This window comes from Arthrobacter koreensis, from assembly GCF_009193255.1.
Lineage (GTDB): Bacteria > Actinomycetota > Actinomycetes > Actinomycetales > Micrococcaceae > Arthrobacter_B > Arthrobacter_B koreensis.
The window spans coordinates 406,119-424,713 of record NZ_WACG01000005.1; the positions used below are offsets into that span (position 1 = coordinate 406,119).

17 protein-coding genes are annotated in these 18,595 nt (G+C 66.3%); 7 read left to right on the forward strand and 10 right to left on the reverse strand.

From position 1 onward, the window contains the following. Nucleotides 1-11: 11 nt before the first annotated feature. Complete coding sequence (locus tag GD628_RS12465) at nucleotides 12-1,067, reverse strand: ABC transporter permease (RefSeq protein ID WP_400504508.1); 1,056 nt, start codon at nucleotides 1,065-1,067, stop codon at nucleotides 12-14. Next, on the reverse strand, nucleotides 1,064-2,593 hold the full coding sequence (locus tag GD628_RS12470) for a sugar ABC transporter ATP-binding protein (RefSeq protein WP_226802526.1): 1,530 nt from the start codon (nucleotides 2,591-2,593) through the stop codon (nucleotides 1,064-1,066). Before GD628_RS12470 ends, GD628_RS12465 begins: the two co-directional genes overlap by 4 nt. Nucleotides 2,594-2,752: 159 nt before the next feature. Between GD628_RS12470 and GD628_RS12475 the strand changes: the two genes are divergently transcribed. The 3 genes from GD628_RS12475 to GD628_RS12485 all read left to right on the forward strand — a co-directional run bounded on the left by GD628_RS12475 (nucleotide 2,753) and on the right by GD628_RS12485 (nucleotide 6,110). Beyond that, a complete protein-coding gene (locus GD628_RS12475) occupies nucleotides 2,753-3,799 on the forward strand; it encodes a substrate-binding domain-containing protein (RefSeq protein ID WP_091607467.1) in 1,047 nt (348 codons plus the stop codon). Nucleotides 3,800-3,891: 92 nt separating this feature from the next. Next, complete coding sequence (locus GD628_RS12480) at nucleotides 3,892-5,073, forward strand: Gfo/Idh/MocA family protein (RefSeq protein ID WP_152274919.1); 1,182 nt, start codon at nucleotides 3,892-3,894, stop codon at nucleotides 5,071-5,073. A 35-nt stretch (nucleotides 5,074-5,108) separates the two neighbouring features. Continuing rightward, a complete protein-coding gene (locus tag GD628_RS12485; protein ID WP_152274920.1) occupies nucleotides 5,109-6,110 on the forward strand; it encodes a sugar phosphate isomerase/epimerase family protein in 1,002 nt (333 codons plus the stop codon). 73 nt (nucleotides 6,111-6,183) lie between these two features. On the opposite strand, the gene GD628_RS12490 is transcribed toward GD628_RS12485, so the two are convergent. From GD628_RS12490 to GD628_RS12500, 3 genes are all read right to left on the reverse strand, one after another. Then, the gene (locus GD628_RS12490) at nucleotides 6,184-7,731 is read right to left on the reverse strand and encodes a DUF4190 domain-containing protein (protein ID WP_152274921.1); all 1,548 of its coding nucleotides are present in this window, start codon (nucleotides 7,729-7,731) and stop codon (nucleotides 6,184-6,186) included. A gap of 199 nt (nucleotides 7,732-7,930) precedes the next feature. Continuing rightward, nucleotides 7,931-8,428 (reverse strand): thiol peroxidase, encoded by a 498-nt coding sequence (tpx, locus tag GD628_RS12495; protein ID WP_152274922.1) that lies wholly within the window; start codon nucleotides 8,426-8,428, stop codon nucleotides 7,931-7,933. A 248-nt stretch (nucleotides 8,429-8,676) separates the two neighbouring features. Further along, entirely contained in the window at nucleotides 8,677-9,462 is a 786-nt protein-coding gene (locus GD628_RS12500; protein WP_152274923.1) for a coniferyl-alcohol dehydrogenase, read from the reverse strand. 176 nt (nucleotides 9,463-9,638) lie between these two features. Between GD628_RS12500 and GD628_RS12505 the strand changes: the two genes are divergently transcribed. Next, nucleotides 9,639-11,045: an aldehyde dehydrogenase family protein gene (locus GD628_RS12505; protein WP_152274924.1), complete on the forward strand. Its 1,407-nt coding sequence runs from the start codon at nucleotides 9,639-9,641 to the stop codon at nucleotides 11,043-11,045. Nucleotides 11,046-11,190: 145 nt separating this feature from the next. Here the strand turns inward: GD628_RS12505 and GD628_RS12510 are convergent, their stop codons facing one another. After that, entirely contained in the window at nucleotides 11,191-12,570 is a 1,380-nt protein-coding gene (locus GD628_RS12510) for an MFS transporter (RefSeq protein ID WP_226802527.1), read from the reverse strand. A gap of 236 nt (nucleotides 12,571-12,806) precedes the next feature. Here GD628_RS12510 and GD628_RS12515 point away from each other — a divergent pair, with 236 nt between their 5' ends. Then, nucleotides 12,807-13,748, forward strand: a complete 942-nt coding sequence (locus GD628_RS12515) for an MBL fold metallo-hydrolase (RefSeq protein WP_226802528.1) — start codon at nucleotides 12,807-12,809, stop codon at nucleotides 13,746-13,748. Between the two features lie 24 nt (nucleotides 13,749-13,772). On the opposite strand, the gene GD628_RS12520 is transcribed toward GD628_RS12515, so the two are convergent. From GD628_RS12520 to GD628_RS12530, 3 genes are all read right to left on the reverse strand, one after another. Continuing rightward, entirely contained in the window at nucleotides 13,773-14,561 is a 789-nt protein-coding gene (locus GD628_RS12520) for an IclR family transcriptional regulator (protein WP_226802529.1), read from the reverse strand. Nucleotides 14,562-14,659: 98 nt separating this feature from the next. Further along, on the reverse strand, nucleotides 14,660-15,892 hold the full coding sequence (locus tag GD628_RS12525) for a cytochrome P450 (RefSeq protein ID WP_226802530.1): 1,233 nt from the start codon (nucleotides 15,890-15,892) through the stop codon (nucleotides 14,660-14,662). A 64-nt stretch (nucleotides 15,893-15,956) separates the two neighbouring features. Further along, complete coding sequence (locus GD628_RS12530) at nucleotides 15,957-16,922, reverse strand: PDR/VanB family oxidoreductase (protein WP_152274927.1); 966 nt, start codon at nucleotides 16,920-16,922, stop codon at nucleotides 15,957-15,959. 255 nt (nucleotides 16,923-17,177) lie between these two features. Here GD628_RS12530 and GD628_RS12535 point away from each other — a divergent pair, with 255 nt between their 5' ends. After that, nucleotides 17,178-17,522 (forward strand): YidH family protein, encoded by a 345-nt coding sequence (locus GD628_RS12535; RefSeq protein WP_226802538.1) that lies wholly within the window; start codon nucleotides 17,178-17,180, stop codon nucleotides 17,520-17,522. Continuing rightward, nucleotides 17,522-17,857, forward strand: coding sequence for a DUF202 domain-containing protein (locus GD628_RS12540; RefSeq protein WP_152274929.1), 336 nt, complete (start codon nucleotides 17,522-17,524; stop codon nucleotides 17,855-17,857). Before GD628_RS12535 ends, GD628_RS12540 begins: the two co-directional genes overlap by 1 nt. A gap of 18 nt (nucleotides 17,858-17,875) precedes the next feature. Here the strand turns inward: GD628_RS12540 and GD628_RS12545 are convergent, their stop codons facing one another. Continuing rightward, nucleotides 17,876-18,379, reverse strand: coding sequence for a DinB family protein (locus tag GD628_RS12545; RefSeq protein WP_152274930.1), 504 nt, complete (start codon nucleotides 18,377-18,379; stop codon nucleotides 17,876-17,878). Nucleotides 18,380-18,595 lie beyond the last annotated feature (216 nt).

Genomic DNA, 18,595 nt, shown 5'->3' on the forward strand with positions numbered 1-18,595 from the left:
ACCGGGGAACCTCATATCGCTCCCTTGCGCCGGGTACCCCGCACGGCGAAGCGCTGCTGCAGCAGCACCGCCACCACGATGATGACGCCCTTGGTGACGTTCTGCACCGAGGTGTCCAGGTTGTTCTGGACGAAGACGTTGGTGAGGGTGCTGAACAGCAGGACGCCCAGGACGGTGCCCACGATCGTTCCGCGGCCGCCCACCAGCAGTGTCCCGCCCACCACGACGGCGGCAATCGCGTCCAGCTCGTACAGGGTTCCGTGGGTGGAGGTTCCGGCGGTGGTGCGGCCCATCATCATGATCGCGGCGATGCCGACCGTGACGCCGGAGAGTACGTAGAGCCAGACGATGTGCCGCTTCACTTTGATCCCGGCGAGCCGGGTGGCCTCGAGGTTGCCGCCGATCGCCACCGTGCGCCGGCCGAAGGTGGTGCGGTTGAGCAGGAACCATCCCGCCGCCGCCACGATCAGGAAGATCCAGACCAGCAGCGGCACGCCCAGGAAGTTGGAGCGCAGCACGGAGGTGAAGTCCCGGTTGGTGACAATCTGCGTGCTCCGGCCGGAGATCAGCTCCGCCAGGCCGCGCGCGGCCACCAGCATAGCCAGGGTGGCAATAAACGCCACCACGTTTCCGTACGCGATGATCACGCCGTTGATCAGCCCGGCGAGGGCACCCACGGCCAGGGCCACGGCCACCATAAGCAGCCAGCTGCTGTTGGTGGCCGCAACCTGCACCGCTGCGAGGCTCGCCACCACGCTGGCCAGGCCCATCACCGAGCCGACGGAGAGGTCGATGCCGCCGGCGGTGATGACGAAGGTGACCCCAATGCAGATCACCCCGATGATCGAGGCCAGCCGCAGGATCGTGAGCATGTTGTCCACGCTGAGGAACTGCGAGCCGCCGGTTGCCGCGCCCACGGCGATCAGCAGCCCCAGGGCAATGATCAGGCCGAGGTTGCGGACGCCGGATCCCCCCATCAGCTGCCGCACGCCCCGCTGGCCGGAGGCAGCGGTGGCTCCCCCGCCCTCGGAGGAGGGCTGGAGCGTCGTTGTGTTTTGGTCGCTCACTGGGAGTTTCCTTTCAGGACGAGGTCAAGTACGGAATGCTCATCGATGTCTTTCGCGTCGCTGACGGCCAGCATGCGGCCGGCGTCGAGCACCAGCACGCGGTCAGCGAGGCCAATGACTTCCTCGATTTCGCTGGACACCACCAGGATTGCCACTCCCCGTGCGGCGAGCTGGCGGATCAGGGCGTAGATCTCTGCTTTGGCGCCAACGTCCACACCGCGGGTGGGTTCATCCAGCAGCAGGATCCGTGTGCCGTGGATCAGCCAGCGTGCCAGCAGGACTTTTTGCTGGTTGCCGCCGGAGAGGGTGCGGGCCGGGCGTTCAGTATCTGCCGGGGTGAGCTGCAGCGCCGCGGTTTGTTCCTGCGCTGCCTTCCTTTCGCCGCGTTCGTTGAGCAGCCCGCGGCGGGCAAACCGGGCGAACGTGGACAGGGTGGCGTTCTTGTAGATCGGCTCGTCCAGGAGCAGTCCCTGGCTTTTGCGTTCCTCCGGTGAGAGCCCGATGCCGGCGCGAATGGCTGCCGAAACCGATCCCGGCTGCAGCCTGCTGCCGTCCACGCTCACGCTGCCGGCGGTGGCCTTGCGGGCACCGTAGATGGTCTCGAGGATCTCCGAGCGGCCGGACCCCACGAGCCCGGCGAGGCCGAGGATTTCCCCGGGCCGGACCGAGAAGCTGATGTCCCGGAAGGACCCCGCCAGTCCCAGCCCGTCCACCTCGAGGAGCGGTTTGCCCTCTGCGACCGGTGCCCGCAGCGGGAACACGTTGCTGGTTTCCCGGCCCGTCATCAGCTTCACCAGCTCGGACCGGGACACGGACTTGACCGGCAGCGAGGACGCAGTGCTTCGTCCGTCCTTGATGACGGACATCCGGTTGCCGATCTGGTCAATCTCTTCCAAGCGGTGCGAAATGTAGACCACCGCAATTCCATGCCCGGTGAGCTGGCGGATCACCCGGAAGAGGTTGGCCACCTCTCCGGTGTCCAGGATGGCGCTGGGCTCATCCATGATGATCAGCCGCGCGTTGCGGGACAGCGCCCGGGCCATGCTCACAATCTGTTTGCCGGCGGCGGACAGGGTGCCAACCTCGGTTCCCGGGGAAAGGTCTTCATGGCCAAGCCTCGCCAGCAGCTTGCGCGCCTTGTTCTTCGCATCCCGGACGCGCAGCACGCCGGCACGGGCGTCCTCGTGTCCCAGGAAGATGTTCTCGGCCACGTTCAGGCCGTCCACCACGTCCAGTTCCTGGTACATGGTGGCGATGCCCAGCTCCAGGGCATCGGTGGGGGACGTGAGTTGCACCGGCTCACCCAGCCAGCGGATCTCGCCGCCGTCCGGCTGGTGCACCCCGGAGAGTGCCTTGATCAGCGTGGATTTCCCGGCGCCGTTCTGCCCGAGCACGCAGTGCACCTCTCCGGGCACCACCTCGAGGTTCACCCCCTGCAGTGCCCGCACTCCGGCGAAACTCTTGCTCAGGTTGCGGACCTCAAGCAGCGGCTGGAGGCGTTCTGGGACATCGCTGGCCATCGACATGGAACGGAGCTTACACACTTATGTCGATCACTGACAGTATCTTGCAGTATTTTCGACAGACTTCTGTTAGTGTGACGGCCATCACGACGAGGTGCGGGGCATGGAAGGTGCCAACAGGCCTCTTGGAGAAGGAACACCGATCGATTAGAGGAGACAACCATGCAGGCACTACGCATGCCGGGCCGGAGGCAGCTCGTAACCACCGCGGCGTTTATCGCCGTTGGCGGGCTCGTCCTCACCGGATGTTCAAGCGGCGAAGAATCCAGCAGCGAACCCACCAACAACTCGGTGGACGGCAACCAGGCAGAGGGAGACACCGTAGTCATCGGTTTCTCCGGTCCGGCCGCAGACCACGGCTGGCTCGGGGCCATCAACTCCGCTGCACTGGCCGAAGCGGAGAAGTACCCGGACGTTGAACTCCGGGTGGCGGAAGGCACCAATGACGCCAACCTGCAGATCAGCCAGGTGGAGCAGTTCATCAACGAAGGCGTGGACGCCATCGTCCTGCTGCCCACGGACGGTGCGGCACTGACCTCGGTGGCCACGCAGGCGATGGAGGCGGGAATTCCGGTGATTAACGTTGACCGCGAATTCTCGAGCCCCTTCGCTGCCCGCACCACCATCCTGGGCGACAACTACGGCATGGGTGTCAGCGCCGGAACCTACATCTGCGAGCAGGTGGGAGACAATCCCGACGCCGTCGTTGCCGAGATTGCCGGGATTGACTCCCTGCCGCTGACGCAGGACCGCAGCGCCGGCTTCAAGGACGCGCTCGAGGGCTGCGGGCTGGAGGTCAGCAACCGGGTTGCCGCTGACTTCACGGTCCAGGGCGGCGAAGCGGCGACGTCCCAGCTGCTCTCCGCGGCTCCGGAAATCGACGCACTGTGGAACCACGACGATGACCAGGGCATCGGCGTCCTGGCCGCCATCGATGCGGCGGGCCGCGACGAGTTCATCATGGTGGGCGGCGCAGGATCCGCCAACGCGATGCGCGAGATCCAGGCCGGTGACAGCGTCCTGAAGGCCACCATCATCTACCCCTCCACCCAGGCCGCGGACGGTATCCGCCTCGCCCGCCTGCTGGTCCAGGACAAGGCGATGAGTGACCTGGTGGAGATCGAGGTGCCCAACCGTGTGGTCCTCTACGCACCGGTGGTCACCAGCGAGAACGTGGAGAAATACCTGCCCACCGCGTTCGAGTCCTAGATCTGTCCATCGGCGGGGCGTGGTGGGGCGCCCCGCAGATGGACCCAGGAACCATTCCCGCCGCGGTGTTCCGCGGCAGCTAGGAGAGAAACATGCACAAACCGCTGAGGATCGCACTGGTGGGACACGGGTTCATGGGTGCGGCGCATTCCCAGGCCTGGCGGGTTGCGCCGCGCTTCTTCGACCTTCCGCTGCAGCCCGAAATGTCCCTGCTGGTGGGCCGCGACGCCGGCCGGACGGCCGCGGCGGCCGCCAGGTGGGGCTGGGCGGAGACATCCACCGACTGGCGCGAAGCGGTGGAGCGGGAGGACATCGACGTCGTGGACATCGTGACCCCGGGCGCTTCCCACGCCGAGATTGCCATCGCCGCCTTGGAGGCAGGCAAGCACGTCCTGTGCGAAAAGCCGCTTGCCAACACCGTTGAGGAAGCAACCGCCATGGCCGACGCCGCTGCCCGCGCTGCGCGGAATGGCGTCCAGGCGATGGTTGGATTCACGTACCGGCGGCTCCCCGCGACCACCCACGCCCGTGACCTGGTGGCGGGCGGGGCGATCGGCGACATACGCCAGGTTCGCGCCGCCTACCTGCAGGACTGGTTGGTGGATCCGGAGGCACCGCTATCCTGGCGGCTGGAACAGGACAAGGCAGGTTCGGGCGTGCTGGGAGACCTGGGCGCCCACATCATCGATCTGGCCCAGTACGTCACCGGCCGCAAACTGACCGAGGTCAGCGGAACTCTGGAAACGCTGGTGGAGAGCCGTCCGCTGCCGGATTCAGCCGGGGCCGACGGCGGACTGGGCGGCCAGCGTGGCACCGGAACTGCGCGCGGGGCGGTGACGGTGGACGACGTCGCACTGTTTACCGGCCGCTTCGAGGACGGTGTCCTGGGAACGTTCGAGGCAACGCGGATGGCCACCGGGCGAAAGAACGCGCTGCGCCTGGAGGTCTCCGGCACCCGCGGAGCGGTGAGCTTCGACCTGGAGGACCTGAACTTCCTGGAGTTCTGCGACTTCACCGGCCCGGCGGACCGGCAGGGTTTCACCCGCATCATGGTCACCGAACCGGACCACCCCTATGTTGGTGCGTGGTGGCCCGCCGGACATTCGCTGGGCTATGAGCACGGTTTTGTCCATCAGGTGACCGACTTCGTTACCGCTGTGGCCGCCGGAAGCCCGCCGTCGCCGTCGTTCGCTGACGGCCTGCAGGTCCAGGAGGTCCTGGATTCCGTCACCCGCAGCGCTGCCACCTCAAGCAGCTGGACCCCGGTGGGCTAGCGCCCGCCCCCGATTCCTAGGCGAAGGAGCCGAACATGTCACGACCGATCACCCTGTTCACCGGCCAGTGGGCCGACCTGCCGTTCGAGGAGGTGGCCCGGCTCGCGTCAGAGTGGGGCTACGACGGCCTGGAGATCGCCTGCTGGGGCGACCACCTGGATCCCTGGCGGTGGGATGAAGACGGATATGTCCAGGGCAAGAAGGACATCCTGGAGAAGTACAACCTGCAGGTCTTCGCGATCTCCAACCACCTCAAGGGCCAGGCCGTCTGCGACGATCCCATCGACCAGCGGCACCGGGACATCCTGCCCGACCAGGTGTGGGGCGACGGCGATCCGGAGGGCGTGCGGCGGCGCGCCGCGGAGGAGATGAAGCATACAGCCCGGCTGGCGGCAGCACTGGACGTGAAGACGGTGGTGGGGTTCACCGGTTCATCGATCTGGAAGTATGTGGCGATGTTCCCGCCGGTTTCGGCGGACGCCGTGGAAGCCGGCTACCAGGACTTCGCGGACCGCTGGAATCCGATCCTGGACGTGTTCGACGAGGTGGGCGTCCGGTTCGCCCACGAAGTCCATCCCAGCGAAATCGCCTACGACTACTGGACCACGGTCCGCGCGCTCGAAGCGATCGGACACCGCCCCGCGTTTGGCCTGAACTGGGATCCCAGCCACTTCGTGTGGCAGGACCTCGATCCGGTCAGCTTCCTCTGGGACTTCCAGGACCGGATTTACCACGTTGACTGCAAGGACACGAAGAAGCGGATGTCCAACGGGCGGAACGGCCGGCTGGGCTCCCACCTGCCGTGGGCGGATCCGCGACGCGGCTGGGATTTCGTGTCCACCGGCCACGGTGATGTGCCGTGGGAAGACGCGTTCCGGATGCTGAACAGCATCGGTTACGACGGCCCGATTTCGGTCGAGTGGGAAGACGCCGGCATGGACCGCCTGGTCGGCGCCCCGGAGGCACTGGCCTTTGTACGTTCCCTGGCCATGGATCCGCCGGAGGCCGCGTTCGACGCCGCCTTCTCCTCGCGCTAATTCCTGTACAAACGCAAACGGTCCCGCGGCACTGTGCCGCGGGACCGTTTGGTGTGTTCGGCTTTCGTGCCGGTTACGGCAGGCGCCAGTACACCTCGTCGTTGTTCTCCTCCGCGAGGATCATGCGCATGGCCAGGCGGGAGTCCTCTCCCAGCGCGCTGTCCGGAACGTCGAAGCACCGTTCAACGGTGACGGAGTCCCCTGTGCCCAGCAGTTCCTGGTCAACGCTGAGCTCCCCGAGGTTGCTGGAGCAGCCAAGGACGCTGTAGATCCGGTTGTCGGTTCCAATCAGTTCTGCCGGCAGGTCGAGCCAGGGACGGCCGTCGCCGCTGCCGTTGTAGACCGCGGAGAAACGGGCCATCACATAGTTGTGGTCCGGCGCGCCGGCAGTGGTGTCACGTTCCTGCACCTCGGCAGCGGCGTCGCGGTCCAGCTCGGTCAGGGTGACCGTGTAATCGCCCACGGTCACCTCGTCACCGGCGGAATTGGCCGGTTCGGAGACCAGGCCGCTGATGTAGCTCTCCGAGTACTCGTAGGAGTAGTCCTGCTCCTCAGCGTCCAGGAGCTCTTCGGAATAGTCCTCGGTGGAGGACTCGGCACCGGCTTCGGTTCCGCTTTCCCAGTAGCCTGCGTCCTGGAGCGACCCGACGACGAGGGTGTTCACGACGATCCCGACGACGATCGACAGCACTGAAACGGACAGTCCGGCGATGGCCAGCGGCTTGGCGATGTTCTTCGATTTGATGCCCTTGACGAGCGCAGGAATGCCCAGGCCCACGCCAACGATTGCCAGCGGGAAGGCAACCACGTTCACGAAGGGAATCCAGCACACCAGCAGGGCCAGGATGCCCAGCACCAGGGCTGCGATTGCCAGCCCCTTGCCCGGGGTGGAGGGCGGCGGCATGTAGCTGGGATAACCGGGCTGGCCGGGATAACCGGGCTGGCCGGGATAACCGGGCTGGCCGGGGTAGCCAGTTTGGTAGCCGGGGTAACCGGGCTGGCCCTGGTTTCCGGAGGGGCCGGGCTGGCCCGGGTAGCTTGGCTGGCCAGGCTGGCCCTGGTGACCGGGCTGGGAAGGCTGACCGGGCTGGCCCGGGTAGCCCTGGCCCTGGTACTGCGGATTCGGGCCGGCATTTTCCTGGCTTCCGGCTCCCTGGCCGGCGAAGCCCGGGTAGTCGCCGGGGTTGGTGAACGGCGGCTGGCCGGGCTGGCCGGGATAACCGCCTCCGGACCCCGCGGGAGCGCCGGGAACCGAGGCGTAGGGGTTGTGCGGCGGTGCCGGCGGTGCCTGGTCCGTTCCGTAGGGAAGGGACGGGCCGCCGTCGAATCCCCCAGGAGCTGCGAAGCCTCCCTGCTGCGGGAGCGTTGGCTCGCCTTCGGGTGCCTTCCCGGCTTCCGGCGCCTGTTCACTTTCGGGCGCCGGTTCACGTGCGGTTGTCGGCTCGTCTTCGGGCACCGGCTCGCCTTCGGGTGCCTTCCCGGCTTCCGGCGGAAGCGGCGCCGTCGGCATGCCGTCCCGGGTGCCGCCGTCGTCAGCCGCGTTGTCACCGGTGCCGCTGGCAACTCCTGTGTCCTCGCTGCCGGCGTCCTGGTCCTCGGGCCGTCCCTGGTCCCTGTCCATTCTTTCCCCCATAGATTTGTTCGTCGTGCGTTCAGGCGGACCGTCCGGGAACCGCCGCAACCCATCCTAGTCAAGGCCTGCCCCGCATAAGGCCTAGTCACGGCCTCCCAAGGCCGCTATCCACCCGGCCCCAGCACTCCGGGTGCACGCCAAAGGCCCGCCCCGCAGGCGCGGAACGGGCCTTTCAGCGAACGGGAGGCTACGCCAGAGCGGCCACCGCGGCGTCGTAATCCGGTTCGGTGGTGATTTCGGGAACGAGCTGCGTGTGCAGCACGCTGCCGTCCGCGTCGATCACGACGACGGCGCGGGCCAGCAGGCCCTGCAGCGGACCTTCGGACTGGGTCAGGCCAAAGTCCTCGCCGAAGCTGCTGCGGAACGCCGACGCGGCAACAACGTTCTCGATGCCCTCTGCACCGCAGAAACGGCCAAGCGCGAACGGCAGGTCCTTCGAGACGCAGACAACTGCAGTGTTCTCGAGCCCCGCAGCAATCTCGTTGAAGCGCCGGACGCTGGCGGCGCAGACGCCGGTGTCCACGCTGGGGAAAATGTTCAGGACTACCCGGCGTCCGGCGAGCGCTTCGCTGGAGTCCTCGGACAGGTCTGTTCCCACCAGCGAGAAGGCGGGTGCGGAAGTTCCCTCAGCGGGGAGTTCACCGGAGGTGCGGACAGGATTTTCTTTGAATGCGGTAGTTGCCATGCTTTGTGTCTATCACGTTCGTCCTGCCCAGCACGGCTCGGTGACCTGCGGAAACATCGAGCACCGGAAATCCGGCCAGAAAATCGCCGCGAGGGGGTTCCTTCCGGCGCCGCCGGTGTTTTACTGAAAGAGGTTCCTTAAGGCGGGACCAGAACAGGTCCACTTGGCCGGGACCAGTAGGTTCATCGGCCGGACCTTGGAACGACTCCCTGGCCATGGCTGGGGAGCCGTTCCATGTGCGGGCCGGTTTAGGAAGAAACGGCCAGCAGCTGCTGCGAACCGCGGTGAGCGGCAAGGCCGCCGTCCACCCGAATGTCCGTGCCGTTGATCCAGCCGGCCGGCGCGGAGGCCAGAAACGTCACTACCGCGGCGATGTCCTGAACGGATCCGGCCCTGCCCAGGAGCGCCACCGCCCCTTCCACCTTGTCCACGCCGTGGTCCCTCTTGAAGTCAGCCAGGATCGGCGTCTCAACCGGCCCGGGGCTCACCGAGTTCACCCGGATACGGCCCAGGTTCCGACTCGCCTGAAGTTCGGTCAGCAGCCGGACGGCTTCCTTGGAGAAGCGGTACGAATTCTGTGTCACCTCAGGATCACCCTGGACCGCGGCGAGCGCCTCAGCCCAGTCCGCTGTGGAGACAAAGGAGGCGAGCTGCGGCTTGCGCTCTGCCCAGCCGGCAGCAACTGAGGAGGCGAGGTTGGTGATGAAACCGCCGTCGGCAATCTGGGGCAGCAGCGCCTCGGACAGATCCCGCAGCCCGAGGACGTTCACTCCGAGCACCAGCTCGAACGGGGCGGTTCCCGGTACGCCCGCAATGTTTGCCAGGCCGTGGATGGTCCCCCGGACCTGCCCCGCAGCCGCGCTAACACCCTGCGGCGACGACAGGTCAGCGCGGATGAACTCTCCGTTGAAGCTCTCCGGCTCGTTCCGGTCCACCCCGATGACCTCTGCCCCGGACGCACTGAATGCCGCCGCGGCCGCAGCGCCAATGCCTGACGCCGCTCCGGTCACTACGATCCTCTGTCCTGCAAACATGCCCCTGCCTTCCCTTGCCTGCGTGCTCCGCGGCACCAGCCGCGGCTACACCCATCTTCTCCGGCACTGCAGCGCAGGCAAGCTCTGCTTTCCACTGGGCGAACAAGTGAACTTGTCCGTTTGGGGGCTGCGGACAACGCTGGGAGCATCAGCAATATCGCGAAAAAGGACGGCCTGTGACTGTTTCCCCCTCGACGTACGAGATCCATGACCCGGCCACCCTTGAAGTGGTCGCCGCCGCTCCCCTGCATTCAGCAGCTGACGTCGAGCTGGCCGTCGCCCGGGCCGGCACCGCCGCCGCGGCCTGGGCCGCCGACCGCGAGGCCCGCCGCGACGCCCTGCGGTCCATCGCCGGGGCCATCCGCACCGAAGCTCCGCGGCTCGGCGAAATCCTCAGCCGGGAACAGGGCAAGGTCCTGCGCGAAGCCGTCATGGAGTTCACGGTGGCGGCCGGGTTGTTCGACTACTACGCAGACCTGGAGTGGGATGAGACCGAGTACCTGCCCGAGCGCGACGGACGCCGGCTCGCCGTGCAGTACCAGCCGGTGGGCCTTGTTGGCGCCATCACCCCGTGGAACTTTCCCATTTCGCTGCTCGCAGTGAAGCTGGCTCCCGCGCTCGTTGCGGGCTGCACGGTCATCGCCAAGCCGTCCCCCAGCACGCCGCTGTCCACCATTGCCATGGTGGAGCTGATGAACACCATCCTTCCGCAGCACGTTCTCGCCTGCGTCACGGGGCGAGGTGTCCTGAGCAGGGCGCTCAGCACGCTCCCGGGCGTCCGGAAGATTTCCTTCACCGGTTCCACCGAAGTGGGAACCGCCATCATGGCCCAGGCGGCACCCACAGTGAAGCGGGTAACCCTGGAGCTGGGCGGCAATGATCCCGCAATCGTCCTGCCCGACGCCGATCCGTCCTTTACGGCAGCAGGCATCATCGGTTCGGCTTTCCGCAACGCCGGGCAGGTCTGCATGGCGGTCAAGCGCGTTTTCGTGCCGCGCAGCAGGGCTGCCGAGTTCACGGAAGCACTCGCCGCCGCTGCGGCAGGGCTGGTGGTTGGCCGGGGACTCGACGCCGGCACCGGGATGGGCCCCATGCACAACGCGGCGCAGCGTGACCTGGTTGCCGGGCTGGTGAAGCAGGCAACGGCCGACGGCGGGCGGCTGGCTTTCGGCGGCGGCACCGGCACTGAACTTCCCGGGTACTTCATGCAGCCAACCATCGTTGCCGATGCCCCGTATGACACTCCGCTGGTCTGTACTGAGCAGTTCGGTTCGGCGCTGCCTGTCTCTGTCTACGACGACGTTGAACAGGTCCTGGCGCACCTCAACGGACAGGAATTCGGCCTGGGTGCATCGGTCTGGACGCCGGACCTGGAGCGCGCGGATAACCTGGCCTCGCGGATCGAGGCCGGAACCGTGTGGATCAACCAGCACACCCAGGTGGAAGTCGACGCGCCTTTTGGCGGGTGGAAAGCCTCCGGCATGGGACGTGAACGCGGTTCCTGGGGTCTCTCCGAATACCTGCAGACCCGGACCGTCAACGCCGTGGCAGGTGCCCACGGGGCAGGCGGCTCCGCGGCGTAGCCCCGTCCTGCCCGTCCTGCACACAACCGGCTTGCTGCCGGCTTATCTGAGGACAGCCAGCAGGGAACGCTAAAGGTCCCCTTCCGAATGCTGGAAGGGGACCTTTCGCGTTCGTGCTGCGGGTCGTGCGCCTCTGCCTGGACTTCTACGGGGCCGCGGCTGCGGCAGGCGTAATGCCAAGCCTGCGGGCGTCGCGCTGCTGGTTGATAAACAGCAGCGCCAGGATGCCCATCAGGAGCATCAAACCGCCTGCCAGGGCGAATGCTGCGGTGTAGCCGGCGGCGGGGGACGTGCCTCCGCCGATCAGGAAGCCGGAGACTGCCGGGGCGAAAATACCGCCGGAGGAGAGCACCGCGTTGGCGATGGTCAGGTTGGCTCCGCGCTGGGCAACAGTGGTGAGCTCGGAGACGATCAGGTAGGTGATGGCGAACAGCGCAGGTGCCGTTCCCAGGCCGATCACCAGCAGGGCCATCGACAGCGCCGGCGAAGCAACCATGGTTGCCCCGAGCAGCGCTGCTCCTGCAATGGTGGCCGCGCCGCCGAGGACGAAGGACCGTGCCTGGCGGGTTGGAAGTCCGCGAAGGTGCAGGCGCTGGGTCAGGGCGCTTAGGGAGATGGTGGCGACCGCACCCCACGCTGCGGGCAGCGCGATCATGCTTCCGGCGGACTGGCTGGAGAAGCCGAGAACCGTTTCGAAGTACGCCGGCCCCCAGGACATCGCCAGGGTGAAGGTCCAGTAGCCAATGAAGGACGTCAGCACCGCGATGATCCAGCTGGCCGTGAAGATGGTGCGCCGGTAGCTGATCTTGGTATCGGCCGAGTGCGTGTCCTCCGACGGGCTCAGCTCTGCCGGGTCCAATCCCTCGATTTCCGCTTCCACCCTGCGGCTCGTGTAGGGGCCTTCCTTGCCGGCGATCACCCAGAACACGGACCAGACAACGCCGACGACTGCCAGCACGGCGAACGCCGTCTGCCACCCGAATGATCCGACGATCCATGCCAGGACGGGTGCGAAGGCAACCACACCGAGGGTCACACCCGCCGACGCCACTGCTGCCGGGGTGGCTCCCTTCTTCTCCGGGAACCACTTATAGATGCTGTGCATCAGCACCGGGGCCAGGGGCCCTTCGCCCGCACCGAGCAGGAGCCGGGAGGCCCAGAGCGCTGGAAGCGTGGCGAAGAGCAGGATCGGCATCTGGGCCACGGACCAGGTCAGGCACAGCACCAGGAGGAACCACTTGGTGGGGATCCTGTTGGCCAGCGGTGCCGCGGCAAACTGGATCACCACGAAGGTGAGGAACATGGCGCTGCTGACCAGGCCGAACTGCTGCGGGGTAACGCCCAGGTCCCGCATGATCGGAACGGCTGCGATACCCAGTACCGCCTTGTCAGCCCAGCTGAGCATCATCAGGACCAGGAGCGAATAGGTCATGAACCAGCCGTAGCGGCTGCGCTTGGCTGCGGACCAGTTGCGTGGGGTGCCGGCATCCTGTTTCAGGGATGTGGGGGGTTCTTTGAGGGACACTTTCCTACCAGGCTTTCGTCGAGGGAATTCTGCACGGACGCGCGAAGCAATTACGGATTCGACTGTAAATTTGTGTGACCTGAGCAACAATTGAAGTTTTCCGGTGGCTGGAAACCACTTCGTTCCTTTCTCTCCGCCTGCGGGCATTCTGGAGGCATCCGACTTCCAACTCGCCCGGCAGGCGAAGAGATGCGAGCACAATCATGAAGACCCTCCGCCCGGAGCCTGCTCCCGGCATGTCCGTTCTTACCCTGGGCACCGCTGCCGGTCCGGCGATCCGCGGCCCGCATCCGGGCATGGCAACGGCCGTGGTGGTGGACGGAGGTTTCTACCTGGTGGACTTTGGCCTGGGCGTCACGCGTGCCGCCCATAGTGCCGGACTGCGCGGCGAGGACCTGCGCGCCGGCTTCATTACGCATCTGCACTCGGACCACGTCGCTGAGCTGCCCGGCTACTTCCTCTGGAACTGGGGCCGTCCGGTGAACGGAGTCTCTGCCCCGGTGCCCGTGTTCGGCCCCGGCGCGGACCCCCAGGCAGCCGGTGCTCAAGACAGCGGGACTGCCGCCATGGTTGACCATCTGCTTGAGGCGTTCTCCTACGACATACGGATCCGGGTCCATGACGAAGGCCGGCCGGACCTGCGGGGACTCATCGTCGCCGCGGACATTCCGCTCCCCGGACCGGTTGCCGCGGCCGCTTCCGGAAACTCCACTCCGGCTATGGAACCGTTCCTGGTGTTCGAGGATGATGCGGTTCGGGTCACGGCGATCCTCGTGGAGCATCCTCCAGTTTTCCCGGCCTTCGCGTTCCGGTTCGACAGCCGCTACGGCTCGGTAGTCATTTCCGGCGACACCACGGAGTGTTCCAACATGGTCACCCTGTCCACCGGAGCAGACCTCCTCATCCACGAAGCCGTCAACCTTGAGTACTTCGCCGGCCTGGACATGGCCCCTGAATTCCTGAATCACCAGCAGATTTCCCACACCACACCCCCGGGCGTGGGACGCGTTGCGGCGAAGGCCGGGGTGCCGCACGTTGTTCTCTCCCACCTTGCAGGCCTGGCTACGGATGAGGAATGGGAAGCGGGCGTCCGCACCGAGTTCGCCGGAACGGTTACGGTCGCGGCGCCCGGTGACCGCTTTGAGATTAGCCGGGTTCCGGCACTCCCGGTTCACTAGGATTCAGGGCCGGTGCCCTCCGGCTCAGCCGAGTGAACCGATTTCACGCCCGACGGCGGCCGCGGCAACCTGGAGCGCGGGGATAACCCGCTCGGGTTCACGCATGGGCCCAATGAAAACCACGCCCAGCGCTGCCAGAAGCTGGCCGCTTCCGTTCAGCACCGGGACCGCCAGTCCGGAGGTTCCCAGCGCCTGCTCCTCACGCGTGAGCGCATACCCGTTGTCCCGTGCCTCCTGTATCTGACGGTGCAGCTTTCCCGGCTCGGTCACGGTGTACGGAGTGCGGCGGATCAGGTTGGCGAAGGCTTTCGCGCGCACCTCAGCCGGCGCGTACCCCAAGAGGACCTTTCCCGCAGCGCTGACGTGCAGCGGCAGCCTGTCCCCCACCTGGGCCACGGGCTTGCCCACGGCCGTCCCCGAGAAACGTTCGATCAACAGGGCATGCTGCCCCTCAAGGACAAACAGGTTAACCACCTGCCTGGTAGCGAAGAGCACGTCCTGCATATACGGCCCGGCGATCGTTTTCAGGTCCTTCTCCACCGGAGCAAGAAGCCCCAGCGACCACAGCCTGTGGCCCACGTAGTAGTGGTTGCCCCGCTTGGCGACTGCCCCCCACTCAAGCAGTTCGCCCAGGAGCCGGTGGCACGTGGCAACCGGTGTATCCGAGCGCCGTGAAATCTCCGACAGCGTCAGCTTCACGTGCCCGGCGTCGAACGCTCCCAGAATGTTCAGCGCACGGGAGGTGACCGATTTGCCCTTGGCTGCTGCCTGTCCTGCCACTGCGCCGACCTCCGGTAAATCCGTCCATTCCATGTATGGGCTATCCCTGTTTATATAGCGAAACGCCCGATGCTCCCCCATCCGGGTGCCTCGGGCGTCTCTGCGCGTCATGGTGCGTTGGGTTCGGCGCCCTAGCTGCCCGCCGGAACCACCTTCACCGGAATCGATGAGAACGCGTGCAGCACGTTGTGGATCTGCGGCACGGGCTCCCCGGCCAGCTCAAGGCGTTCCACGCGCGCCGCCAGCGCCTGGAGCACCAGTTCAATTTCCAGGCGGGCAATGGGCTGGCCCACGCACTGGTGAAGTCCCATGCCAAAGGCGACGTGGCCGGAAGCACTGCGGTCCAGGTCGAAGGAGTCCGCGTTTTCGCCCCATTTCCGAGGATCACGGTTGGCCGCTCCCATGAACAGGAGGATCTTGGCTCCTTCGGGTATGGGCATGCCCTCGATCGTGGAGTCCACCGCAGCCGTGCGGTGGAACATCTGGAAGGGTGATTCAAGGCGAAGGGCCTCGTCGACGGCGAACTTGGCCAGGTTTGGGTTGGCGCGGAGCTTCTCCCACTGCTCGGGGTTAGCTGCGAGGCAGAGGAGGGTGTTGCCGATCCCCGTGACGGTGGTGTCGACGCCGGCGGAGAGCAGGGCGCGGACCAGCAGCACGGCTTCGTCGGGAGTGATGCCCCCTTCGTCGGCGACCTCCCAGATTCCCGCGCCGAAGCCTCCCGGGCTGAGGTTGCGGCGTTCGCAGTTCTCGATCACCCAGGCGGAGACGGCATCGGCGTCCCGGAATGCTTCCTCGTAGACCTCATTCCTGGGGCCGAAGGCATTGAAGGTCATGGACCCGTAGGGCAGCAGGTTCTCCCTGCCTTCCTGCGGTATGCCCACGGCATCCGGGAACACCTGCAGCGGATAGATTTCCGCCAGGTCGGTGACGACGTCGAAGCTTCCCTGCGCTACGAGCTTCTCTACGAGCTCGCGCGCCGGCGGTTCGAAGTCGGCCCGGAGCCGGCGCACCGATGCCGGGCTCACCACCTTTGAGAGCCCGCGCCGCATGGCGGTGTGCGTGGGTGGATCCGATTCGAGGATTCCGGCCGGGCGCCATTCAGTGGACGTCCTGCGGTCCGCCGGGCCGAGCCCTCCCCCGGAAATGTACGTCTCGAAGTCGGTCAGGATCTCGTAGACGGGGTCATAGCGGGTCACGGCGTAGGAGCCGTATTTCTCCAGCCAGACCACGGGTCCCGCTTCCCGCAGCTTTTCGTGCAGCGGGTAGGGATCAGCGAGGTTCGCCAGGGAAAAGGGATCGTCAGGAACGGAGGGTACGCCCGCGGGCGGGGCCATGCGGCTTTCGGCAGCTGTATCGGTTGTCATCTGTGGTCCTATCGTCAGCAAGTCCAGGTAGTGGGTCCGGGTCTTCCGGACATGGGTTGGATGCCTAAAGCTCCAGGGCCAGTGAGGGGCATCCGGCAGCGGCACGCGAGACGCAGACCAGCATGGTTTCACCGGAGGCCTTGTCCTCTGCGGACAGGACAGCATCCCGGTGGTCGATCTCCCCGGCCACAACCGGGACCTCGCAGGTGCCGCAGACCCCCTGCCGGCAGGAGGACAGCACCCGGACCCCGGCCTCCTCGACCGCTTCCAGCACCGTTTTACCCACTGGAACCTCCACCGTGATTCCGGAGTTGACCAGGTTCACCTCAAACGGTTCCGCTGATGCGCCGCTGCCGCCCAGCGCGGCGGCTGAGAAGAGTTCGGTGTGCAGGGCACCGGGCGGCCAGCCCATGCAGAAGTCCTCCACAATGTTGAGCAGGGGCGCAGGGCCGCAGGCGTACACCAGCATTTTGGCGCGTGGAAGGCCCAGCAGACCCTGCAGATCGATCCGTCCATGGGTGTCCTCCGGGTAGAGCAGCACCTTTTCCCTGCCGTACCGGGCTTCGAGTTCTTCGGCGTAGGCCATGGAGCTGCGGGTCCTGCCGCCGTATGCCAGACGCCATTCGCGGCCGGCTGCCTCTGCGGCAGCAATCATGGGGAGGATGGGCGTGATGCCGATTCCGCCCGCGATGAAGAGGTATTTCCGAGAATCCTGCAGCGGAAAGTTGTTCCGCGGACCGTTGATGGTGAGTTCGGCACCCTCGGCCAGTGACTCATGTATGAACCGGGAGCCGCCGCGGGAGTTCGGGGTGTGCAGGACGGAGACCTGCAGGATCGATGCGTCTTCGCAGGGCGAGCACAGTGAGTACTGGCGGATGTGGTCCGGCAGCACCAGGTCTATGTGGGATCCGGGCTCCCACTGCGGAAAGTCGGACCAGTCCGGGTTCCTCAGCGTCAGGCGCACCACGCCCTCCGCCATCGTCTCCTTCTTTTCCAGGACAACCGTCCTGGAGTCCATTCCTCGAGCCATGCCAGCAGTTCCTTTCAGCCCAGCCCCGAAAACGGCGCTGCAATTCTGTATTGCACGTTACGTTTACGGGTGACCCACGGCACTATCTGTTTTCCGTCGAGTGGAAAGACACGGGAGATGTCCACCCGGGTTGAGAACAACGGCGAGGCGGGGTCTACCATCCAAGGTGGAATCGTCCAACCAATCGAAGAGGGTCATGTGGCTGCTGGAGAAACGCCTGCGGAAACAACCGGGCGCGGGCGTTTGGCAGCGCGGATGCTCCGGGGCGGCACCGAGCCGGACCCCCGGTTCACGCTGGCCAACGAGCGAACGTTCCTGGCCTGGATCCGGACGTCCCTGGCACTGCTTGCCGGAGGAATCGCCGTCGAGGCCTTCACCGCGGACCTCTTTGTTCCGGCGGTCCGGAAAGCCGTTGCCCTGCTGCTGCTGGTTCTCGCGCTGGTTCTGGGCAGCGGGGCCTTCTTCCGGTGGCTGCGGGTTGAGCGGGCCATGCGGTCCGGGACGCCGCTGCCCCTTCCGGCCCTGGCGCCCATCCTCGCTATAGGCGGGGGGATCACGGCCGCCGTACTGCTGGTCGTCGTGGTCCTCCGGCCAGCCTGATGGCCGGGGTGCACGGGCACGGGGATCCCGGCCTTCAGCCGGAGAGGACCTCGCTCGCCTGGAGCAGGACGTCCCTGGCGCTGGTGGTGGCCTCGGCCATGTTCCTGCGCTGGCTGCCCACCCACGGCTGGTACGCCGTCAGCCTCGTCTTCTCGGCGCTGGCACTGGCAATCGTCATTAATTCCACCCAGCGCTGCCGGTACGGCCGGGGCTCGGCCACCATCCGCCAGGAGGCCGGACGCGCCAGCGTCGGCGCCGTGCTGGCGCTGGCCGTCGCCGTCGTGGCGCTCAGCGCAGTCGGAATCGTCGCCGTGCTGGTGCTGCCGGTACCGTAGCCGTCCCCCACCGGCCAGCTACTCCCCGGTGACGCCGTCGAGCAGTTCCCGGATGATGTCCAGGTGGCCACAGTGCCGCCCGGTCTCCTCGACCATGTGCACCAGCACCCAGCGCAGGTTGTGGCCCGCACTGTGCTCCGCTTTGCACCTGTCTTCCAGGCCGTACCTGGCAGCGACCTCGCGGGACTCGTCGCAGGCGGCCTGGTAGTCGGCAATGATCTCGGCCAGGCTGTCCTGTTCGCTGACGCGGAATTCGGCGTCGGGATCGTCGCTGCTCCAGCGGGTGGGAATGCCTTCCTGGCCGTCCAGCTGGGCACGGAACCACCAGCGTTCCACGTCTGCGAGGTGGCGGAGCAGCCCGGAAACCGTGAGCAGGGAGGGCAGCACGCGGCGTGCGGCGTCGGCATCGCTGAGCCCCTGCGCCTTGTAGGTAACGCTGGCACGGAGGTAGTCCAGGAAACCGTTGAGGGTTCCCCTCTCATCTGCTGCGTCCGGCGGATCGATTCGGTTGTCTGTGAGCATCCGCCCAGCGTAGCGGCGCGTTCGGCGGCGCCGGTAAAGCCCCGCCGTCATAAACCCACGGACCGGGACCATCAGCGCCCGGCAAAAAATATCCCCAACCCTCTTGCCGTCCGGAGACGCCGGGCGTACTTTCGTGGGTAATCAACTAGATGGTTGATCAACAAGCGGGTTGGATACCGGCGGGAGCGAGAACCCACCGTGTGAAAACCGCAGCTT

Excerpts from the sequence above, each read along its gene's own strand:
- GD628_RS12470 (WP_226802526.1), bottom strand. The coding sequence starts at position 2,593 with ATGTCGATGGCCAGCGATGTCCCAGAACGCCTCCAGCCGCTGCTTGAG.
- GD628_RS12475 (WP_091607467.1), top strand. The coding sequence starts at position 2,753 with ATGCAGGCACTACGCATGCCGGGCCGGAGGCAGCTCGTAACCACCGCG.
- GD628_RS12480 (WP_152274919.1), top strand. The coding sequence starts at position 3,892 with ATGCACAAACCGCTGAGGATCGCACTGGTGGGACACGGGTTCATGGGT.
- GD628_RS12485 (WP_152274920.1), top strand. The coding sequence starts at position 5,109 with ATGTCACGACCGATCACCCTGTTCACCGGCCAGTGGGCCGACCTGCCG.
- GD628_RS12490 (WP_152274921.1), bottom strand. The coding sequence starts at position 7,731 with ATGGACAGGGACCAGGGACGGCCCGAGGACCAGGACGCCGGCAGCGAG.
- tpx (WP_152274922.1), bottom strand. The coding sequence starts at position 8,428 with ATGGCAACTACCGCATTCAAAGAAAATCCTGTCCGCACCTCCGGTGAA.
- GD628_RS12500 (WP_152274923.1), bottom strand. The coding sequence starts at position 9,462 with ATGTTTGCAGGACAGAGGATCGTAGTGACCGGAGCGGCGTCAGGCATT.
- GD628_RS12515 (WP_226802528.1), top strand. The coding sequence starts at position 12,807 with ATGTCCGTTCTTACCCTGGGCACCGCTGCCGGTCCGGCGATCCGCGGC.
- GD628_RS12520 (WP_226802529.1), bottom strand. The coding sequence starts at position 14,561 with ATGGAATGGACGGATTTACCGGAGGTCGGCGCAGTGGCAGGACAGGCA.
- GD628_RS12525 (WP_226802530.1), bottom strand. The coding sequence starts at position 15,892 with ATGACAACCGATACAGCTGCCGAAAGCCGCATGGCCCCGCCCGCGGGC.
- GD628_RS12530 (WP_152274927.1), bottom strand. The coding sequence starts at position 16,922 with ATGGCTCGAGGAATGGACTCCAGGACGGTTGTCCTGGAAAAGAAGGAG.
- GD628_RS12535 (WP_226802538.1), top strand. The coding sequence starts at position 17,178 with ATGCTCCGGGGCGGCACCGAGCCGGACCCCCGGTTCACGCTGGCCAAC.
- GD628_RS12540 (WP_152274929.1), top strand. The coding sequence starts at position 17,522 with ATGGCCGGGGTGCACGGGCACGGGGATCCCGGCCTTCAGCCGGAGAGG.
- GD628_RS12545 (WP_152274930.1), bottom strand. The coding sequence starts at position 18,379 with ATGCTCACAGACAACCGAATCGATCCGCCGGACGCAGCAGATGAGAGG.